The sequence below is a fragment of the Luteolibacter algae genome (assembly GCF_042683045.1).
Taxonomy (GTDB): Bacteria; Verrucomicrobiota; Verrucomicrobiia; order Verrucomicrobiales; family Akkermansiaceae; genus Luteolibacter; species Luteolibacter algae.
Genome location: NZ_JBHUIT010000020.1, coordinates 1 through 17,449 on the forward strand (window position 1 = coordinate 1; position 17,449 = coordinate 17,449).

Below are 17,449 nucleotides of genomic sequence, written 5' to 3' on the forward strand. Positions count from 1 at the left end.
GTTTCAGTGGTTTTACCACAAGAACTCTAAAAAGGAGCTGTCCGATTTTCTGGGGTCAGGCCACGGGGACGGCTTAAAAGTGGTGAGAAGCTTTGGTGGATCAACGATCCGAATGAAGCTCAACACTCTCTTCCGCTCCAAGTGCGTCTTTATACATCTCTAAGTTCGGAGTTAAAAAGACAAATTCGCGCGGAGGCTGCGATCTTGTGTCCTCAAATCGTAAAGCCTTCTAAATCAAAAGGAAAATACGACGAGGCAGTGCTATATATTCTTACTGCTCACGGAGTAATTTGTTCCCAAGCACGTGATTTGTTTTCTGCGGGAAGCGTTGCTCTAAAAAGAGATAGTTCCCGAGGAGGTAATTATGTCGAACGTTCTCTTAAAGATATTGAAATTGAGATGAGGATTGCACTGGATGATTTGGAGCCACATCTATTTTTAGAGTATTGGAATCTGGAATCGCTACCTCCTGACAAACTGCAGCATTGGCTCTCCATGGCTGATAGCTTTGCCAAAGACTGGTCGCCTTCAGCTACGCTTTTTCGGTGATTTCCCGTGTTAAAAAATCATAAACAGATCCTGCGATGTGCCAAGCTAAGATGGGAGGGACAGCATTTCCAATTTGCCTTTCAGTTTCTCTCAATTTTGCGTCAAATATAAAACTATCTGGAAAAGATTGAAAACGCGCGGCTTCTCTCATTGAGATGCGGCGATTAAGCCTGTAATGAAACTGTATATTTCCGTGGCATTCAGCTCTCATGGTTTGTGCTGGCCGATTTGGTTTTAGAATTCTACTTCCCTGCTCGGGACTTTTGTTAGCACGGCTCCATACATGATTACTCACTCCGTGTTCTGGAACTTCTTCCAAGTCGCGGACAGCATCTTCTGCGGTAAGCCAATTTGTGGCATTACAAATTTCCTTGGGGGGATCGAAATCAAATTGATGATTTTTGGTGCCAATGATAAAGATACGTTCTCTCGCTTGCGGGACGCCATAAAGTGCTGCGTTATAGAGTTTGAAGCTCACTTTATATCCAAGTGATTTGAAGTCGGTAATAACTTGGTCAAGAGATTCTTTATTCGATTTATGCAGAAGTCCTTTGACATTTTCAGCGACAAAAATTCTAGGTTGGCACTTGTCGATAGCAAAAAGCATTGCCCGGTAAAGTCCGCTTCTTGCTCCATTAACGCCTGCCTGTTTCCCATTAATTGAAATATCTTGGCACGGAAATCCTCCAATCACTACGTCGGTAGATGGGGGGAGAGTATCTACGAGATCCCAGACATTTCCGCACTTGATTTCGTGTTTCAAATTCAACTTATAGCTACGACAGGCAGCTTGATTGAGATCATTGGCCCAAATTATTTCAAAAGGTCGATTTTTATATCGCTTATTGAAAATTGAGAATCCTCCCTTAAAGCCTAGATCCATTCCGCCGCAGCCCGAAAACATTGAAACAACTTTGAATTTTCCGGTAGGAGATGATTTCTGAATAGATTGACGTTCTTGTCGGGCTGGGGGTGATTTTTTGCAGTGGTTCCCACCATTTTTCGAGCTTCTCGAGTAACCCAATCTTTGACGGTCAAGCCTTCTGTAGCTAACGCAAGATAAAGTTGATTTTTCATTGCTGGATCAAGATCCACAAGCATTCTTCCTGATCTGCTGTGCGCCATATGCGCACTTTAATGTAACAAAAAGGTTTGAATAGTTTTTTCTTAATTTTTTAATAGTTCATTTGGGACCCAGACACCTTACCGAGAAGGAGTCAAGACTGTGTCGACACATCTGGTAACCGTGGAGATTGGAGGGTTCGAAGAGGAAGTGGCTGGAGACTATACAAGGGAATTCGCCGAGTGAGAGCTTGAGCGAGGTTTCTCGCGCGGTGGGGGAGAAGATTTCGCAAGAGCGTGGCTTAGAGGTCATTCGTTGGTCGGTGACGCGGGTGATAACTTCGGTCGCTTCAAAAGGAAGGGAGCGGGACGGAATTGTAGAGCTGCTTAAGTTTAGCTATGGTGTAGCGAGTGGTTTGTCTTTTGCAGGTTGCGCTTGGAATATATGAACGGCTGGGCAGGTGTTTCTGGATGATCCGTGCCGGAAATATATCTATACTAGTAATAAAGTTATAATGACTTATTTTAAGTTTTGATTTTTTATTAAAAAATTTGAGTCGTATTTTACCTTTAATTAGGATGTGCAGCGGAATATTCGGCGGTTGTGTGGCTCGCACATTTTCTTTTAGGATTATTAAGAGAAAAATTCATTTGCTTCATTTATCCAGTCTAAATGCTAAAACAGATAGGGTGGATATGGAAAGGATAAGGTATTAGTATCCTGCGATAAGCGCATGAATGAAGTTTAGATTTTATACTATGGAAAACCAAGATATAGTATTCTTTACAGTGAGCGTTCGGCGATTTCTTTAAGAAGATCGTCGATGAATTGCTGGCGGGGCTTGATGATAGGTTTTTCCTCACCACGGACGCGGACGGCAATGGTGCCTTCCTCCACTTCACGCTGGCCGAGCACGGCCATGTTCGGGATACGTTCAAGGCGGGCGTTGCGGATCTTCGCGCCGACCTTGTCCGAAGAGCGGTCGACGGTGCAACGGATACCGAGGTCTGCCAGTTCGGCAGCGAGAGCATTTGCTTCGTCGAGGGTCTTTTCGGAAATCGGGAGGATACGGACTTGTTCCGGAGCGAGCCATGTCGGGAATTTTCCTTCGAAATGCTCAATAAGCAGACCGGTGAAACGTTCCAACGAGCCGAAAGGGGCACGGTGGATCATGACCGGCACGTGCGGCTGGTTGTCTGCGCCAACGTAGGAGAGCTTGAAGCGGACAGGTAGATTGTAATCGACCTGCACAGTGCCGAGCTGCCAGTCACGACCGATGACATCCTTCACGACGAAATCGATCTTGGGGCCATAGAAGGCTGCCTCGCCGAGCTCTTCGGTGTAGTCGACTCCAAGATGAATGACCGCCTCGCGAAGTGCTGCTTCCGCCTTATCCCAGTTTTCCGGGGAGCCGACGTATTTATCGCTATCCGGATCGCGGAGGGAGAGACGCACCCGGTAATCGTTCATCCCAAGTGTGGTGAGAACTTTTTTCACCAGATCCAGGCAACCTTTAACCTCTTCCGCGACTTGGTCGGGAGTGCAGAAAAGATGGGCATCGTCCTGGGTGAAGCCGCGCACGCGGGTCATGCCGCCAAGCTCACCGGATTGCTCCCAGCGGTAAACGGTGCCGAACTCCGCCAAACGCACCGGAAGATCGCGGTAGGAATGGTGATCGCTGGCAAAAATCTTGATGTGGTGCGGGCAGTTCATCGGCTTGAGCAGGTAACCTTCGTAGGTTCCTGTTTCGAGGCCGTTGAGCAAAGTGGCGCAGGTCGCATCCTCATCGGCGAGCTTCTCGAGGGTATCGCGTTCGGCGATGGCCGGATACTGGCTCTCCTGATAGTAAGGAAAGTGGCCGGAGGTCCGGTAGAGATCGAGTTTTCCAATGTGTGGGGTGAAGACCTGGGAGTAGCCCTGCTTATCCAGCTCTTGGGTGATGAATTCCTGAAGAGCACGGCGGACGAGCGCACCCTTCGGCTTCCAGAGGATGAGTCCTTGGCCGACGGCCTCGTCGATGTGGAAAAGTCCCAGTTCCCGGCCCAGGCGGCGATGATCCCGCTTTTTCGCTTCTTCAAGGCGATTCAAGTGATCTTCCAAAGCGTCCTTGTTTTCGAAGGCAGTTCCATAAAGGCGTTGCAGCTGACCTTTCGACTCATCTCCCATGTAGAAGGATGAAGAGACGGACATCAGCTTGAAGTTCTTGCACTTCGAGGTGTAGCCGACGTGTGGGCCGGCGCAGAGATCTATGAATTCTCCGTTCTGGAAGCAGGAGATCTGCTCTCCTTCCGGAATTTTGTCGATGAGATCCAGTTTGAACCGGGAGGGGTTGCCGGGGCGCTCGCTGAGCCCTCCGAGGCGACCTGATTCCGCCATTGCCTTCGCCTCGTCACGGGAGATCGCCTTGTATTCGAACTTTTGATTCTCTTTGGTGATCTTTTTCATCTCCAGCTCGATCTTTTCAAAATCGTCCGGAGTGATGCGGTGCTCCATCTCGAAGTCATAATAGAACCCGTTTTCGATTGGCGGACCGTAGGCAAACTGAGCGTCCGGCCAGATGCGGAGGATCGCGGTGGCCATGACGTGTGCCGTGGAATGGCGCACGCGCTCAAGGTCAGTCATCTGGTGGCGTTCTTCTAAGGTCTTACGGTCGGACATTGGACGGCTTTTGAAGCAGGGATGGGCTGGAAAGTCAAATGCGGGTGATTGGCGACCGGAAAATATTGCAGAGTCGAGGACGGTTTTCCCTCTTTGGGAACTTGAAAGACTTCTGACTGCGGCGTGAAAATGGTCGTTCAGCGGGCAAGCTGTTTCCGCTGCGCGGGTGTGAGATATTGCAGAGCTTTGGATGGGTTTGTTCTGGCAAAGGCATTGACCTTGGTGGCTTGTTCGGGGCTCAGATTCAGCTTAGCGAAAGCCGTTCCCTGAAGCTGGCGCTTCTGATCGCCGGGCGGCGCCGGACGGTATGAGGAGCTTAACTTTTCCGAGCCTGGATATTGTGAAGGATCATCAAGATAAACCGCCGAGGCAACGCCTGCGGCTTTTGCCTGGGAAACAATTTCTTCGATGCTCGTCCGTGCGGGATCGTATTCCACAAGGGTGACCTCGCGGCCATCGAAGAATCCCGCTTCCGTGCGGCACACTCCTTCGATGGCACCGATTTTCATCTCGCCCGTCCAGAAGCAATATTGACAGAGGGCGACTCTCGCCTTCCTGGGTAGTGCGGCAGCTTGCGCTTGTCCTGCCTTTTTCAAAGCGGCAGCCATCCGTGGTTTGAGCTCTGCAGCTGTCCAAACTTTGTCCTTACGGGGGATTAGATCTTTTCCCGTGGAATCGAGAAACCGGACAACCTGGAAATTCCATGCCGGCTCCTTGTATTGCCTTAAGACTTCGGCATCTTTGCCGCCCTTGTTGTTGTGGATCAGCAGAGGGATAAAATCCGTTTCAATGGATTCCACCACAGAGGGATCGGACAGGACATCGCGGCCGAATTGTTTGCAGCCCGCGCAGCCGGGAACTTCCTGAAATAACAGGAAAATGGGTTTGCCTGTCTGTTTTGAGGTGGCGAGCGCTGCAGGTAGATCGCGACCCCATTTTACCGTGCCAACCTCGATCGGGTTTTCCGCGTTTGTCTGGCACGACATAAGCACCAAGGTCGTCAGAGCGAGGAGAAATAGGCCTTTCATTCACCTATGAGCCGGGATGGGTTCATGATATTCCGTAAAAATGGAAATCAGGAGTAGGTGTCGCGATCATAAAAAAAGCCAACCGATCGACGGTTGGCTTTTCAAAAGAGACTTTTGCAGGAAGCGGACTAAAGCTCGCCCTCAATGAGGTCCTCGAGATCCTGGCGTCTGCGGATGACGGTTGCGTCATCGTCTTCCACAAGAATTTCTGCAGGAAGTCGGCGCGAGTTGTAATTGGATGCCATGACAAAGCCATAGGCACCGGCAGACATCAGTGCGATGTGATCGCCGGGATTGAAGACTGGCAGCTCTCTATCCTGACAGAAAAAGTCACCGCTCTCGCAGATCGGGCCGACTACGTCGACTTTGGCCGTGAGTCCGTCCGTAGGCTCGGTGAGCGGGACAATCTCATGGTGGCCTTCATAAAGAGCGGGGCGGATGAGATCGTTCATGCCAGCATCGACGATTTTGAAGGTCTTTGCGGAACCTTTTTTCTCGTAGAGACAGCGGGTGACGAGCACACCGGCGTTGCCAACAATGTAGCGTCCGGGCTCAAGGAGAATTTTCAGTCCGAGGTCCTTGAGGCGGGGAACGAGCTCCTGACCGTATTTCTCGATGGTGAGGGGGCGATCGGATTCGTTTTTGGAGGCCCACCAATCGGGTGTGCCCGACTGCAAGGAATCTTGATAGACGATGCCGATTCCGCCGCCGATGGACCAGAACTCAATGCCATGCTTGGCTTTGAGCGCGGTGACCAGCGGAATGACCTTTTCGACTGCTTCGATGAATGGATCGATCGAGGTCAGCTGGGAGCCAATATGCATCTGAAGGCCGCGGAGCTTGATGTTTGGCAGTTCCGTGGCGGCACGGTCGTAGAGGGAGGCAATGGCCTCAAAGTCCACGCCAAACTTGTTTTCGCTCTTCCCTGTGGAAATATATTTGTGGGTCTTCGCGTCGACATTCGGGTTAACGCGGACCGCAGCTGGAGCAATTTTGCCCAGTTCCTTGGCGACTTCGTTAAGATAACGAAGCTCCTCTTCGCTCTCGACATTGAAGGAGTAGATTCCTTGCTCAAGAGCGTAGATGATTTCTTCACGGGTTTTTCCCACACCTGCAAAAGTGCAGTGCGCCGGGTCTCCGCCAGCTTTGATGACGCGGAAAAGCTCGCCACCGGAGACGATGTCGAAGCCTGCGCCTTTGGTTGCCAGGAGCCGGAGAACGGAAAGGTTGGAATTGGCTTTTACTGCATATGCCACTTCATGATTAACACCCGATAGAGCTTTGTCTAAGCGGGTGTAATGATCAGTAATGGTCCCCGCCGAATAAACGTAAAGGGGAGTTCCGTATTCCTCCGCAAGCGATTGCAGGGATACGTTTTCGCAGTAAAGCTCTCCGTTTTTGTAGGAAAAGCCGTGCATTGCCGGAGTTACTTGACGAGGCCTGCCTTTTTGAGAGTCACGTAAGCACCATTCTTGTTGATGGTCTTAAGTGCGCGGCAGCTGAGCTTGATGCGGACGAACTTGCCTAGCTCTGGAACCCAGATGCGCTTGTTCTGAAGGTTCGGTGAGACTGTGCGCTTGGTCACCTTGGTGACGTGACGACCGATACCGCCTTTTTTCTTGGCCAAGCCGGAGCGGTGAATTTTGCCGCCGGAGCGGACGCGGGTTCCTCTGATACTACAAATACGTGCCATGATAAAAAATTGGTTAGCGGGGCGCGAAGAATGCCCGGCAACCGGAATGCGTCAAGACGAAATGGACGAAAGTTCGGTTTTTAATAGGGTCATCCTTCGGATTGGCCGGGAAGATACGGTTTTTCCCCTCCTATCGCTGACGGTTGAGCCATTTTTCCACGTCACGGAAAATTTTGTCCCGTTTTTCATCATACATGAGCAGGTGATAAGCGTTCGGGTAGTTTTTATATGTTTTGGAGACTCCGGATGGGATGCGGGCGACGAAGCCGCGCATATCTGAATCATTATTGAAGTAGTCTTTGTCTCCGTGGAGGATCAGGGTCGGGACTTCGAGTTTTGCAGCACAGCCGTTCATTCCGTCGATGAGGTTTGTCAGCGTGCCGAGCAATCTGAGTGTGTGTTGCTCGATGTTGTAGGAGTTCGTTTTTGACTGATCGCCATGGTTGGATTCCTGGGTCATTTGCACATCCTGTTCTCCCGAAATGGCGTCCAGGGATACTCTGGCGAGCGGTAGGGTGGCAGCGGCGACTTTTACCAAGGCGACTTTCCATGGCTCGATATCGTCTTTGAAGCGAACGATTGGCGAGGAGAGGACCAGGCCATCGCATGGTGGATTGCCCTGGGGGGCGGAGCAGATCGCATGGGTGGCGATCAAGGCGCCCATGCTTTCGCCATACCAGATGATTTTTGCCTCCGGGTGGCGCTCCTCCACGAGCTGGGTGAAGGCTTCGAGATCCGCATACCATTGCTCCGGATTGCCGATGTCTCCCCGGCGCTCCTTGATGGGATCGCTGCCCTGTCCGCGGACTTCGTAGGCGTATAGTGCGGTGAGCGGTTGTCGCTTTACCAGATGTTCACCTAGGTTGGTATAATCCACGGATGCGCCGCAAAAGCCGTGGATGCCGATAATGACGACATCCGGCTCCACGCCTTGTCGGCGCCAGGTCCGGTAGCCGAAGGTGTCGGATTGTGCGGTCTCCGGTTTTGGATTGCTTACAAGAAAGACATCGTTGGCACAGCCGGAAAGGACCAGGCCGAGCAGGATGGAGAAGAGAAACTTCATGGAAGGGTGAACCACGGCTTGAATTTGCATCGTTTCATCCACCAATGCAAGAGCGCAGGCAACCGGTTGATCCAATGTTCATATCGGGCGATTTACATTGATTTTACTTAAGAAACATCTTTTTGAATTTCTATTGGTTAGGAAAAGTCTATGACTGGCATGGAAGATTTAAATCCATCGCGGCCATGAAAGTTACCTATCTGATTCCTTTTCTAATTCTATTATTCTTCGATATGTTGCATGCGGCTCCGCGCCTTGTCGTTTCCACCCCCTCGTTGTTACCGGGATCAGAGATCGATGTGATCTTTGATCAGCCAATGGTTACCCGGGAGCAACTCGGCAAAGAGGTGGATAATAACTTGATCACGATTTCTCCGCCGCTTTCCTGCAAGTTGTTTTGGAAGGCACCGGGAATCGCCGGGGTGCGCGCGCAGGAGCTCGTCCAGATCGGCACCGAGTATTCGTTTTCCGCCAACGCTGGGCTGAAACATCTGGATGGCAGCGCGGTGGAGCCCGGCCCTTTCGCAAAAGTTTCCACCGAAGACTTCCGCATCCATACTGCCCGGAGCCCGAACCGCTGGGCGAGCGATTACTCCGCGGCCACCGGGAGCTGGATGATCGTTTTCAATGATGAGGTGGATCTCTCCTCGCTCGGAGCCTTCTTCAGTTTCCGGTCGGAGCGCAATCAGCAGATCGCGCCACAGTTGAGATACGCCACAGCGGATGATGCGGGGTATTTCCGGACAAGTTATCTGACATGGAAAAACTATGCGGATCCTGAGAAACAACGCGAAGAGATGGCTCCTGAAAGTGTGTTGAAGAATATCGTCATCGTGGCTCCGGTTTCGCCGCTGCCGGTGGCGAAAAAATGGGAGCTCCGCATGCTCGCCGGGCTGCCGAATGCAAGTGGCGCTGCACGCCTGGCCAGCGATGTCTCGTATCAAATTGGCGAGGTGGAGCCCTTTCAGGTGAGCAAAATCAGTGCCGATGTCGAAGTGGATACGCCGCGGCAGATTACCATTCGTTTCAATCAGGGACTGCCGGAGGCTTTTCCCGGCGGAGTGATCAATGTGGTGCCGGAGCCCGGGAATATGGCGCTGGAGGTGGATGGAAAGAGCTTGATAATCACCGGGGATTTCTCGCAGGCGGATCGGTATGTGGTGATGGTTGCAAGCGGCCTGGAATCCGTGGAAAAACAGCTGCTGAACAAATCGGCCACGAGCGAGGTGAAGTTTGAGCGGCTGGAGCCGGAGCTAGCACTTCCATCCGGAGATGAGGCACAGCTGGCGCTTGGCCGGCGTGAATATGAACTCAACACGGTGAGCTTGTCCGCAGTGAAAGTAAGGATCAAAATGCTTTCCGGAAAAGGCTTGATACGGACCTACCAGGGTTATCGTAATTACTCCGGGAGGGGGCCGGATTACACGGATATTTCTCCCACCTCTGTCATCCCGTATTCATTGGTTCCCGGCGAGACGGTGGTCGAAAAAGAAATCCCTCTGGATAATGCGGTGGATACCGGGCGGAAGCTACATCTCTCCTGGGATGAGCTACTTCCGGCGGATCAGCGCTACGCGACCTTTTTCCTGGATGTCATCGGTGTTCCCCATCCGGATTCGGGTGCTTCGGGGCAGCTCAATTCCCAGGCGGTCATTCAGCTCACGGACATTGGTCTGGCATGGAAATTCTCCGATGAGTCTGCTCTGCTTTTCGCGTTTTCCTGTGATTCCGGGAAGCCGCTGGACCAAGTAAAAATCCGTCTTTTCGGCGAGGATGCGGAGGTATTGGGAGAAGTCCTCACAGATGAAAATGGCCTGGCGGATGTTACCCGCGGAGAGGCTGTCCGCCACCTCCAGGCAACGCTGGGCGGAGATGCCTACACGGTCGCTTTTGATCGTAGCCTGGATCGTGTCGGGATGTGGCACTTTCCCGTGCGATATTCATGGATGAAGGCTCTCCCGGAGACCCGCCGTGCCTTCATGTTCACAGATCGGTCACTCTACCGGCCGGGCGAGAAGGTCCGCATCAAAGGCATCGTCCGCAATCAATTGGGAAATGCCATCGCGCACTCGAAAAAAGCACCTGCCCGCATCGCCATCATCGATCCCACGGAAAAGGAAATTTTCACCCAGGCGGTGGAGATTTCCGAGCTCGGCTCCTTCGATTTGACTTACCGGCTTCCTGATTCACAAACGGGCGATCATATCATTCGGCTGGAGTTTCCGGAGGATCTCGAGCTGGCCAAAAACATCAAGGACTGGGAAAAACAGGCAGCTCTGGAAAGCAGTGCCAGCTTTAGCCTGGACCTAAAAGTCGAGGAGTTCCGCCGGAACGCTTTCGAGCTTGCTCAAAAGATCGACCCACCAGCGGTAGGTGCGCGGGAGCTCACCGCGAAGCTCACAGCGACTTATTACCAGGGCCTGCCGGTCGCTGCCGGTGCAGCATCGACTTTCAGCGAAGTCACAGCCGTCAATCCTTATCCGGAACGTTTCCGGGACTACCTCTTCGGCGATCATCGGGTCGATGACTGGCGCTACTGGTATAATTACTTTGGCTATCGTGACGATGACGCGGACAACGAGGTGACAGGCACATCTTTCGAGAGCGATCAGGTGCTTTCGAATCAGGGCTTCGCAGAGCTTTCCGTGAAAATCCCGGCCGGGGATTTCCCGAGCGCACAGGAAGTCAGCATCGCTACCGAGGTCACGGATGCGAACCATCAGACACTCACGGCGCAATCCACGGTGACGGTGCATCCGGCGGACTACTATGCAGGTATCTCTCGCCTGGATCGATTGGTCCGCGTCGGCGGGGAGGTGCCGTTTCGGCTAGTCGTGACGGATGCCGCGGGCGAGCCTGCGGAGGTGGATATCCCGCTGAGCGTTGTGCTTTCCCGGGAGGTTCACACCCACACAAAAGTCACCAATGCGGATGGCGATACTGTGACGGAAAGCGAACGAAGCGAGGAAGTGGTTGCTACGAAGGAAGTTGTGGTTTCTGCGGCGGATTCGGCAGGCGAGGGGCTTACCTTTCCCGTCACCCCGGCAAATATCGGGCTGCATTTTCTCACCGTGAAAGGCAGGGATGCAGCGGGGCGTGAGTTTGCCACCGTGATCCGCTTCCACGTCTACGGTGCCGAGGAATATCCGTGGAAATATGAGGACGGGATGCGGATAAAACTCGTTTCTGAAAAGAAATCCTACCTGCCCGGAGAAACCGCCCGTGTGTTGGTGCTCTCGCCGATCGAAGGCACCGCGCTGGTCACGGTAGAGCGGGAAAAGGTGCTCAGCTCCTACCTGACGGAAATCAAAGCGGAGAATCCGGTGATCGAAATATCGCTCAGCGACGATCACGCGCCGAATGCCTACGTCTCTGTTTTGATCGTCAAAGGCGCGGCTGAATCCGCCCGCGAGATCAAGGAGCCACAGCTCCGGCTGGGCTACTGTGAGCTTACGGTGAAAAACGTGCGGGATCGCCTCGCCGTCCAGCTGAATCCCGCTGGGGAAAGCTATCGCCCGGCTACGGAAGCAACCGTCAGTGGGCGGGTTACTCTCGCGGACGGCACTCCGGCGGCCGGTGCGGAGGTCACCCTCTACGCGGTGGACGAGGGCACGCTGGCGGTGATGGGATACGATACCCCGGACCCGATGGCCCATTTTTACGAGCCACGGGATCTTTCGATCGATGCCGGCACGTCCTTCCATTCCTTCCTTTCGGAAAACGCCGATATGCGGGTTTTCAGTAACAAAGGATTCTTTGTCGGCGGCGGTGGGGATCTGAATAAACTCGCTGAAATTTTCCGCAAAAACTTCGATCCATGCGCGGCGTGGGCGCCTGCTGTCGTGACTGCCGCCGATGGCTCCTTCAGCCACAGCTTCACTCTGCCGGATACGCTCACACGCTATCGGGTGATCGCGGTGGCGCATCATTCCGGGGCAGCTTTTGGTCACGGGGAATCCGCGCTTGTCGTGAAAAAGCCGCTGATGCTGGAGCCGAAGCTCCCGCGCTTTGCCCATCAGGGAGATCTGGTCACCACCCAGGTCATGGTGCAGAATGCCTCAGGCCGTGCGGCCACCTGGGAGGTGACCTGCTCCACCGCCGATGGTGAAAATACGTCGTCCGCGACGCTCGAAGGTGCTCCGCGGCAAAGTGTCACTCTGGATCCGGACGGGTCCGCGGTGCTGACTTTCCCAGTGCGCATCAATGATACCGGCACGATTCGTGTCTCCTACAGCGCCCGTCCGCTCTCGCTGGCGGATGGCGGGCTCACCCCGCAGCTGGAGGCCTCGCTTTCGGACGCGGTCAGTGAGACCTTCATCTCGAATTTCCCGATGCCACTGCTGCGCCAGCTGGTATCCCGGCGCCTTCCCGGCGGCACGGAGGACCTTCGTTCACTACTGGATGAAAATCTTTCCTCCGCGACCGGCTCGGTCGAGCTGGATCTCGCAAGCTCGCCGCTCGTGAATATCGCGTCTTCCGTGGAATATTTGCTGACCTATCCGTATGGCTGCGCGGAGCAGACGAGCTCTGCGATGATGCCGTGGTTCGCTGTGAAAAACCTTCGCCCCTATGTCCCGGCGTTTTCGGGTGTATCGGATAAAAAAATCGCCGATGCCATTCAGGTCGGCGTGGCGCGTCTGCTCGGCATGCAGCTGGCGGATGGCTCTTTCAGCTACTGGCCGGGCAGCACGGAGACCAATGGCTGGGTCACTCCCTACGCGAGCATGGCGCTGGTCCTCGCTTCGCAAAACGGGGCCAGCGTCCCGCCATCTTCATTACAGAAAGCGAGTCAATACCTCATCGCCTCATTGCGCGGAGCGGGGGAATCCAAGTCCTCGGCGGAGCTGGAAAACCATGCCCGCACGCTCTACACACTGGCCCTGCTCGGTCAGCCGCAGGCCTCCTATCACGCACTGATGACGGAGAAACTTCCGTTCATGACCGCCGGTGCCCGCTCGCTGCTGGCGGCTTCCATCGCGCTTGGCTCGGAGGGGCGGCCGAAGGTTCTCGGCGTGGCGAAGGGAGTTCTGGACTCGCCGGTGAAGTTTCACCAGCTGGATCAGCCGGATTACTGGGGGCCGGATTTCGCCGCGGATGCCGCGAAACTCATCGCTCTGCTGGCAATTGATCCCAGCTCGGAGGCTGGTGACAAAGCCCTCGATAAGCTCCTGAACGATCGCAATCCATACGGCCACTGGCGCAATACCTGGATGAATGGCTGGAGCCTTTACGCCGTCTCCCAATACGCTGCCGCCCGCCAGCACGATGCAAAAGAGATCCAGCTCTCCCTGCGGACCGCCGATGGCGAACGCACGATCCAGCTCTCTAGGGAAAATCCCGCCCAGACGGTATCGATCCCGCTGACTCCTTCTTCGATGATGGAGCTGAAAGCCTCGGCTCCCGTTTTCCTCAGAATGAAAGTCGCCGGAAAACCCCCGATTGCTCCGCTGGCTGCTGTCGCGAAAAATGGGCTCTCGATTGAGCGCTTCTACGAGAAAGTCCTCTCCAATGGACAGACGGAAGTCCTGAAAAACCCCGCATTGGGCGATCTCATCCGCGTGACCCTGCAGGTCACCCTGCCGCGCGATGACAGCCGCTATCTGATTGTGGAGGATCCGCTCCCGTCGATTTTCGAGACGGTGAATTCGGAGTTCTCCTCACAAACCAGCGCCCAAAGCATCCGCACCAGTGAGGATGATTGGAGTGTCTCGCACTCGGAGCTGCGCTCGGATCGGGCGGTGTTCTTCATGGATCATGTCTGGAAAAAAGGCACCTACAAGCTCACCTACCTGGCCCGCTGCACGATCGCCGGAGACGTCAATACGCCACCGGCAAAAGTGGAATCCATGTATGAGCCGGAAAACTTCGCCCTCTCCGCGAGCCAGACCTTCAGCGCAAAGTAAAAAAGCTTTGCCGCACGCTCGCGGCGCAATCTTTCCGCTTGCCGCCCGGCAAGCGGTTTGCTTCCTTCCATCCAGCACTCGCAACTCAGTGCCGCTGTAGCTCAGGGGTAGAGCAATTCATTCGTAATGAATAGGTCGTCGGTTCAAATCCGACCAGCGGCTCCATGTTGATTAAAGCCCATCTTCTATGGTATCCGGGCGCTCTTTTGGATGGCGTTTTTCCCAGTGATTTTGCCGGAAATGCATATTCCGTGAGGCTCTCAGGAAATGCTTCTTTCTTATGCGATTCGCGATAGCTTTTCTCCGCAGTTGGGAGGATTCGGCGATGTTTTGCGGTTCCCGATGGCTGGCTTTTCCGATAATGCTATCACAAGGATTTTTCCTGATTTTTATATAGCACCATTTTTCGTTTTATATACATTTCGGTTCTCCCCCTCACGATTTCCTCAGATTCCGACATGCCCGCCAAAAAATCCGCCCCGGCGAAACCTCTTTATCAATGCCCGCAAGATGGGCACCATGATCAGCCGCCGGGGTCAACGAGCGGAATTTGGAACCCGATCCAATCCTGAATCTCGCTTTCACTATCCGTTACCCACCTTTTTTACTACAAGTCAGTCATGAGCAATACCGACCCTATCCGTTGGAAGCAGCGGCTCCAACAATTTGCCAAGGCAGAGCAGAGGCTTTCCGAGGCGCTCATCGATGGTTCTAAAGTTCTCAACCGCCTCGAGCAGGAGGGTGTGATCCAGCGCTTTGAATACACCTTTGAGCTGGCTTGGAAAGTATTGAAAGATCTCCTCTTTTACGAGGGCTTTGATGTGAAATCACCCCGCGAAGTCATCCGGCAGGCATTCGTGACCGAGTATCTCAACGAGGACGATACCGAGACAGCGCTTGATGCCTTGGTAAAGCGCAACCTACTCACACATACCTATGAAGAAGAGGTCATGCTGGAGGCTCTCGAGCTGATCGAAAGCCAATTCCAGCCCATGCTCCACCGCCTCCTGAAAACCCTGGAAAAAAGAGCCATCAAATCGTGAACGACGGGTTAAATGACAAGTCGCGCAATGCGATCCTAGAGGTGTTGAAACAACATCCTAAAATCGAACGCATCGTCTTGTTTGGCTCGCGGGCCATGGGCACCTTTACCCATACCAGCGACATCGATCTCGCCTTATACGGCGACCTAACTCTGCGCGACCAAGCTCGGATCACCGCTGAAATGGAACAGCTATCCATCCCCTATAGAGTGGATCTCATAAGAATGAAAACCGTCACCAGCTCCGAACTGATGGAGCACGTCAGGCAACATGGAAAGCCATGGGAATTGGAAACGGGAGGTGCAGCATGATTGTAAGGAATCAAACGCTTTACGCGCAGATGGAAGAGTCGGCGAAGGTGGATGAGGGGATTCGGAAGAATCGGGAGGGCTCTCCAATCCCTTCGACAATGAGGTCAGCTGGCCACATCACGGACATCGATGTCCCGCCTCTCTCCGAGCAAGAAGCGATCGCTCACAACCGGGGCAGCTTGGATGACAAGGTTGAGTTGAATCGGCAGATGAATGCGACGCTGGAAGGGATGGCGCAGGCGCTCTTCAAAAGCTGGTTTGTGGACTTTGACCCGGTGATCGACAATGCCCTCGCCAACGGCAGTCCCATTCCCGACGAACTCGCCGACCGCGACACCCTCCTCCCGAAACTCATCTCTGGAGAACTAGCAGTAGCCCAAATACAATGAGTCACACTCCTACACTAATTTTTGACGTCCTCATTGACGATTGTTTGGCATCACTATCCGGCTGTTTGGTAAATCCGTCTGAAAATAAACATCTTTTGTGCATGTATAACGATTTCGAAGATGGAAAGTGGAGGCAATCAAAGTTTCACAATTTTATATGGGATAATATTGCTCTGACTGCGCTATCTGCGCGAGAAAGAGAGGCATTGGGCACACGGAGTAATTCTCAACTGGTAGAGGCTGCTAAGAATTTACGCTTAACCGATATTGAGGGAGATGATCCTGGAAAGGGCAGTGAGCTAGCGGAAATTGCACTTTATGCGATCATGCACCATCATTTCGGTGCGCTGCCTGTAGTTCCCAAGATATTCTACAAACAAAATAGCCAGGATAATGTGAAGGGGGCTGACAGTGTCCATATTGTCGCGACAGTGGATGATTATACTATCTGGCTAGGAGAAGCAAAATTCTATAATTCTATTAAAAATGCGAGATTGGACAAAATTGTAGAATCAGTCGAGGACACGGTGAGCACGCTAAAGATCAAGAAAGACAACGCGATAATAACTAATCTTCAGGATCTAGATAAATGCGTAGCCAATGTGGATCTATGTAAAAAAATACGTGAAGAGCTTTCATCTGATTCGCCCTTAGATGGGGTGAAGCAAAAACTTCACATCCCTATACTCCTGCTTCATGAGTGCGAGATAACTCAGGGAGTCACGGAGCTTTCGGATGAGTATTTAGAGGGTCTGAAGACCTTCCATCTCGATAGAGCAAACTCATATTTTTCTAAGCAACTCAAAGCATTGTCTTCTACTGTCTACAAATATCAGAAAATTATGTTTCATCTGATTCTTTTCCCCGTTCCGAAAAAGGATTCAATTGTTAGGCGATTCCTAACTAAAGCGACTTTTCACCAGCAGGAAGGTAACTCAAACGACGCCGAGTAAAATGGAAACAAACATCGATACATTTTCTGAGTGCTCAGAGATTAATGATTTTCTGAGGGCGGGTAGCGAACGAGAAGCTCGTAATAAGTTAATACAGCTAGTGGACTACCATTTTAGAAATGAATTTAAGCATCCTCCTTATCTTAACCAGTTGATAAGAGATACTGGGCTTTATCCATATTTAGATGAAGATACCTCGTCTTGGCAAGAGAGGTTTCTTTCTGAGGCATTTAAGGTTGATGCTGGCGATAAGGAAGAGCGCGTGTTGCACCGTGAACAGTCAGATGTTTTGCGAAGACTTCTCGCTGGAGAGAGTATTGCGGTCAGCGCGCCAACTAGTTTTGGTAAATCTTTTATTGTCGACGCGTTTATCGCGACGAAAAAACCGATGAACGCGATGATCATCGTCCCTACGATTGCGCTGATGGATGAAGTTAGACGAAGACTTCATAGGAAATTTGGGCGTGAATATAAAGTGATAACAACAACAGGAGCGACGTTGGCGGATAAAAACTTGTTTATATTTCCTCAAGAGCGTGCAGTTGCGTACGCTGATGTCCTTGAAAATTTAGATATTCTGGTTGTCGATGAATTTTACAAGGCAAGTTCCGAATTTGATAAGAATCGCTCTCCGGCTCTACTTCGTGCAATATTGAAATTGGGTCGGATCTCCAAACAGCGCTACTATTTGGCGCCAAATATTTCGTCTTTAGCCGAAAATCTGGCCTGACCCCATTTTCTGGACAGTTCTAAACTAGAGCTAACGTGGCTGGTGTTTGTCTAAGGAGAGGGGCGG

At 52.6% G+C, this 17,449-nt stretch carries 12 protein-coding genes, 1 tRNA gene and 1 pseudogene; 8 read left to right on the plus strand and 6 right to left on the minus strand.

All coding sequences use genetic code 11. The features are described 5' to 3' along the window. The first annotated feature begins 141 nt into the window (after positions 1 to 141). Positions 142 to 549: a hypothetical protein gene (locus ACFSSA_RS10780; RefSeq protein WP_386820458.1), complete on the plus strand. Its 408-nt coding sequence runs from the start codon at positions 142 to 144 to the stop codon at positions 547 to 549. On the opposite strand, the gene ACFSSA_RS10785 is transcribed toward ACFSSA_RS10780, so the two are convergent. From ACFSSA_RS10785 to ACFSSA_RS10810, 6 genes are all read right to left on the minus strand, one after another. After that, the gene (locus ACFSSA_RS10785) at positions 533 to 1,573 is read right to left on the minus strand and encodes a DNA cytosine methyltransferase (RefSeq protein ID WP_386820459.1); all 1,041 of its coding nucleotides are present in this window, start codon (positions 1,571 to 1,573) and stop codon (positions 533 to 535) included. The two genes, ACFSSA_RS10780 and ACFSSA_RS10785, sit on opposite strands and share 17 nt — an antisense overlap. An 822-nt stretch (positions 1,574 to 2,395) precedes the next feature. Next, positions 2,396 to 4,270, minus strand: a complete 1,875-nt coding sequence (gene thrS, locus ACFSSA_RS10790; protein WP_386820460.1) for a threonine--tRNA ligase — start codon at positions 4,268 to 4,270, stop codon at positions 2,396 to 2,398. Positions 4,271 to 4,407: 137 nt separating this feature from the next. Continuing rightward, positions 4,408 to 5,298, minus strand: a complete 891-nt coding sequence (locus ACFSSA_RS10795; protein ID WP_386820461.1) for a VPGUxxT family thioredoxin-like (seleno)protein, type 2 — start codon at positions 5,296 to 5,298, stop codon at positions 4,408 to 4,410. A 128-nt stretch (positions 5,299 to 5,426) separates the two neighbouring features. Further along, positions 5,427 to 6,716 (minus strand): diaminopimelate decarboxylase, encoded by a 1,290-nt coding sequence (gene lysA / locus ACFSSA_RS10800; protein WP_386820462.1) that lies wholly within the window; start codon positions 6,714 to 6,716, stop codon positions 5,427 to 5,429. 8 nt (positions 6,717 to 6,724) lie between these two features. After that, positions 6,725 to 6,991 (minus strand): 50S ribosomal protein L28, encoded by a 267-nt coding sequence (gene rpmB, locus ACFSSA_RS10805; protein WP_386820463.1) that lies wholly within the window; start codon positions 6,989 to 6,991, stop codon positions 6,725 to 6,727. A 130-nt stretch (positions 6,992 to 7,121) separates the two neighbouring features. Further along, entirely contained in the window at positions 7,122 to 8,054 is a 933-nt protein-coding gene (locus ACFSSA_RS10810; RefSeq protein ID WP_386820464.1) for an alpha/beta fold hydrolase, read from the minus strand. Positions 8,055 to 8,239: 185 nt separating this feature from the next. Here ACFSSA_RS10810 and ACFSSA_RS10815 point away from each other — a divergent pair, with 185 nt between their 5' ends. The 7 genes and pseudogenes from ACFSSA_RS10815 (at position 8,240) to ACFSSA_RS10845 (ending at position 17,383) form a co-directional block, all read left to right on the plus strand. After that, on the plus strand, positions 8,240 to 13,957 hold the full coding sequence (locus ACFSSA_RS10815; protein WP_386820465.1) for an alpha-2-macroglobulin family protein: 5,718 nt from the start codon (positions 8,240 to 8,242) through the stop codon (positions 13,955 to 13,957). A 90-nt stretch (positions 13,958 to 14,047) separates the two neighbouring features. Then, positions 14,048 to 14,122 (plus strand) — tRNA-Thr (locus ACFSSA_RS10820). A gap of 455 nt (positions 14,123 to 14,577) precedes the next feature. Then, on the plus strand, positions 14,578 to 15,000 hold the full coding sequence (locus ACFSSA_RS10825) for an HI0074 family nucleotidyltransferase substrate-binding subunit (RefSeq protein WP_386820466.1): 423 nt from the start codon (positions 14,578 to 14,580) through the stop codon (positions 14,998 to 15,000). Next, on the plus strand, positions 14,997 to 15,311 hold the full coding sequence (locus tag ACFSSA_RS10830) for a nucleotidyltransferase domain-containing protein (RefSeq protein ID WP_386820467.1): 315 nt from the start codon (positions 14,997 to 14,999) through the stop codon (positions 15,309 to 15,311). The genes ACFSSA_RS10825 and ACFSSA_RS10830 overlap by 4 nt, the downstream gene beginning before the upstream one ends. A 125-nt stretch (positions 15,312 to 15,436) precedes the next feature. Next, positions 15,437 to 15,643: pseudogene (locus ACFSSA_RS10835) on the plus strand (restriction endonuclease subunit S); the annotation flags it as partial. 53 nt (positions 15,644 to 15,696) lie between these two features. Further along, positions 15,697 to 16,653 (plus strand): HamA C-terminal domain-containing protein, encoded by a 957-nt coding sequence (locus tag ACFSSA_RS10840; protein ID WP_465262945.1) that lies wholly within the window; start codon positions 15,697 to 15,699, stop codon positions 16,651 to 16,653. Position 16,654: 1 nt separating this feature from the next. Further along, entirely contained in the window at positions 16,655 to 17,383 is a 729-nt protein-coding gene (locus ACFSSA_RS10845) for a DEAD/DEAH box helicase (protein WP_386820469.1), read from the plus strand. The last annotated feature ends 66 nt before the right edge of the window (positions 17,384 to 17,449 follow it).

Excerpts from the sequence above, each read along its gene's own strand:
- ACFSSA_RS10840 (WP_465262945.1), top strand. The coding sequence starts at position 15,697 with ATGAGTCACACTCCTACACTAATTTTTGACGTCCTCATTGACGATTGT.
- ACFSSA_RS10810 (WP_386820464.1), bottom strand. The coding sequence starts at position 8,054 with ATGAAGTTTCTCTTCTCCATCCTGCTCGGCCTGGTCCTTTCCGGCTGT.
- ACFSSA_RS10825 (WP_386820466.1), top strand. The coding sequence starts at position 14,578 with ATGAGCAATACCGACCCTATCCGTTGGAAGCAGCGGCTCCAACAATTT.
- ACFSSA_RS10845 (WP_386820469.1), top strand. The coding sequence starts at position 16,655 with ATGGAAACAAACATCGATACATTTTCTGAGTGCTCAGAGATTAATGAT.
- ACFSSA_RS10795 (WP_386820461.1), bottom strand. The coding sequence starts at position 5,298 with ATGAAAGGCCTATTTCTCCTCGCTCTGACGACCTTGGTGCTTATGTCG.
- thrS (WP_386820460.1), bottom strand. The coding sequence starts at position 4,270 with ATGTCCGACCGTAAGACCTTAGAAGAACGCCACCAGATGACTGACCTT.
- lysA (WP_386820462.1), bottom strand. The coding sequence starts at position 6,716 with ATGCACGGCTTTTCCTACAAAAACGGAGAGCTTTACTGCGAAAACGTA.
- rpmB (WP_386820463.1), bottom strand. The coding sequence starts at position 6,991 with ATGGCACGTATTTGTAGTATCAGAGGAACCCGCGTCCGCTCCGGCGGC.
- ACFSSA_RS10815 (WP_386820465.1), top strand. The coding sequence starts at position 8,240 with ATGAAAGTTACCTATCTGATTCCTTTTCTAATTCTATTATTCTTCGAT.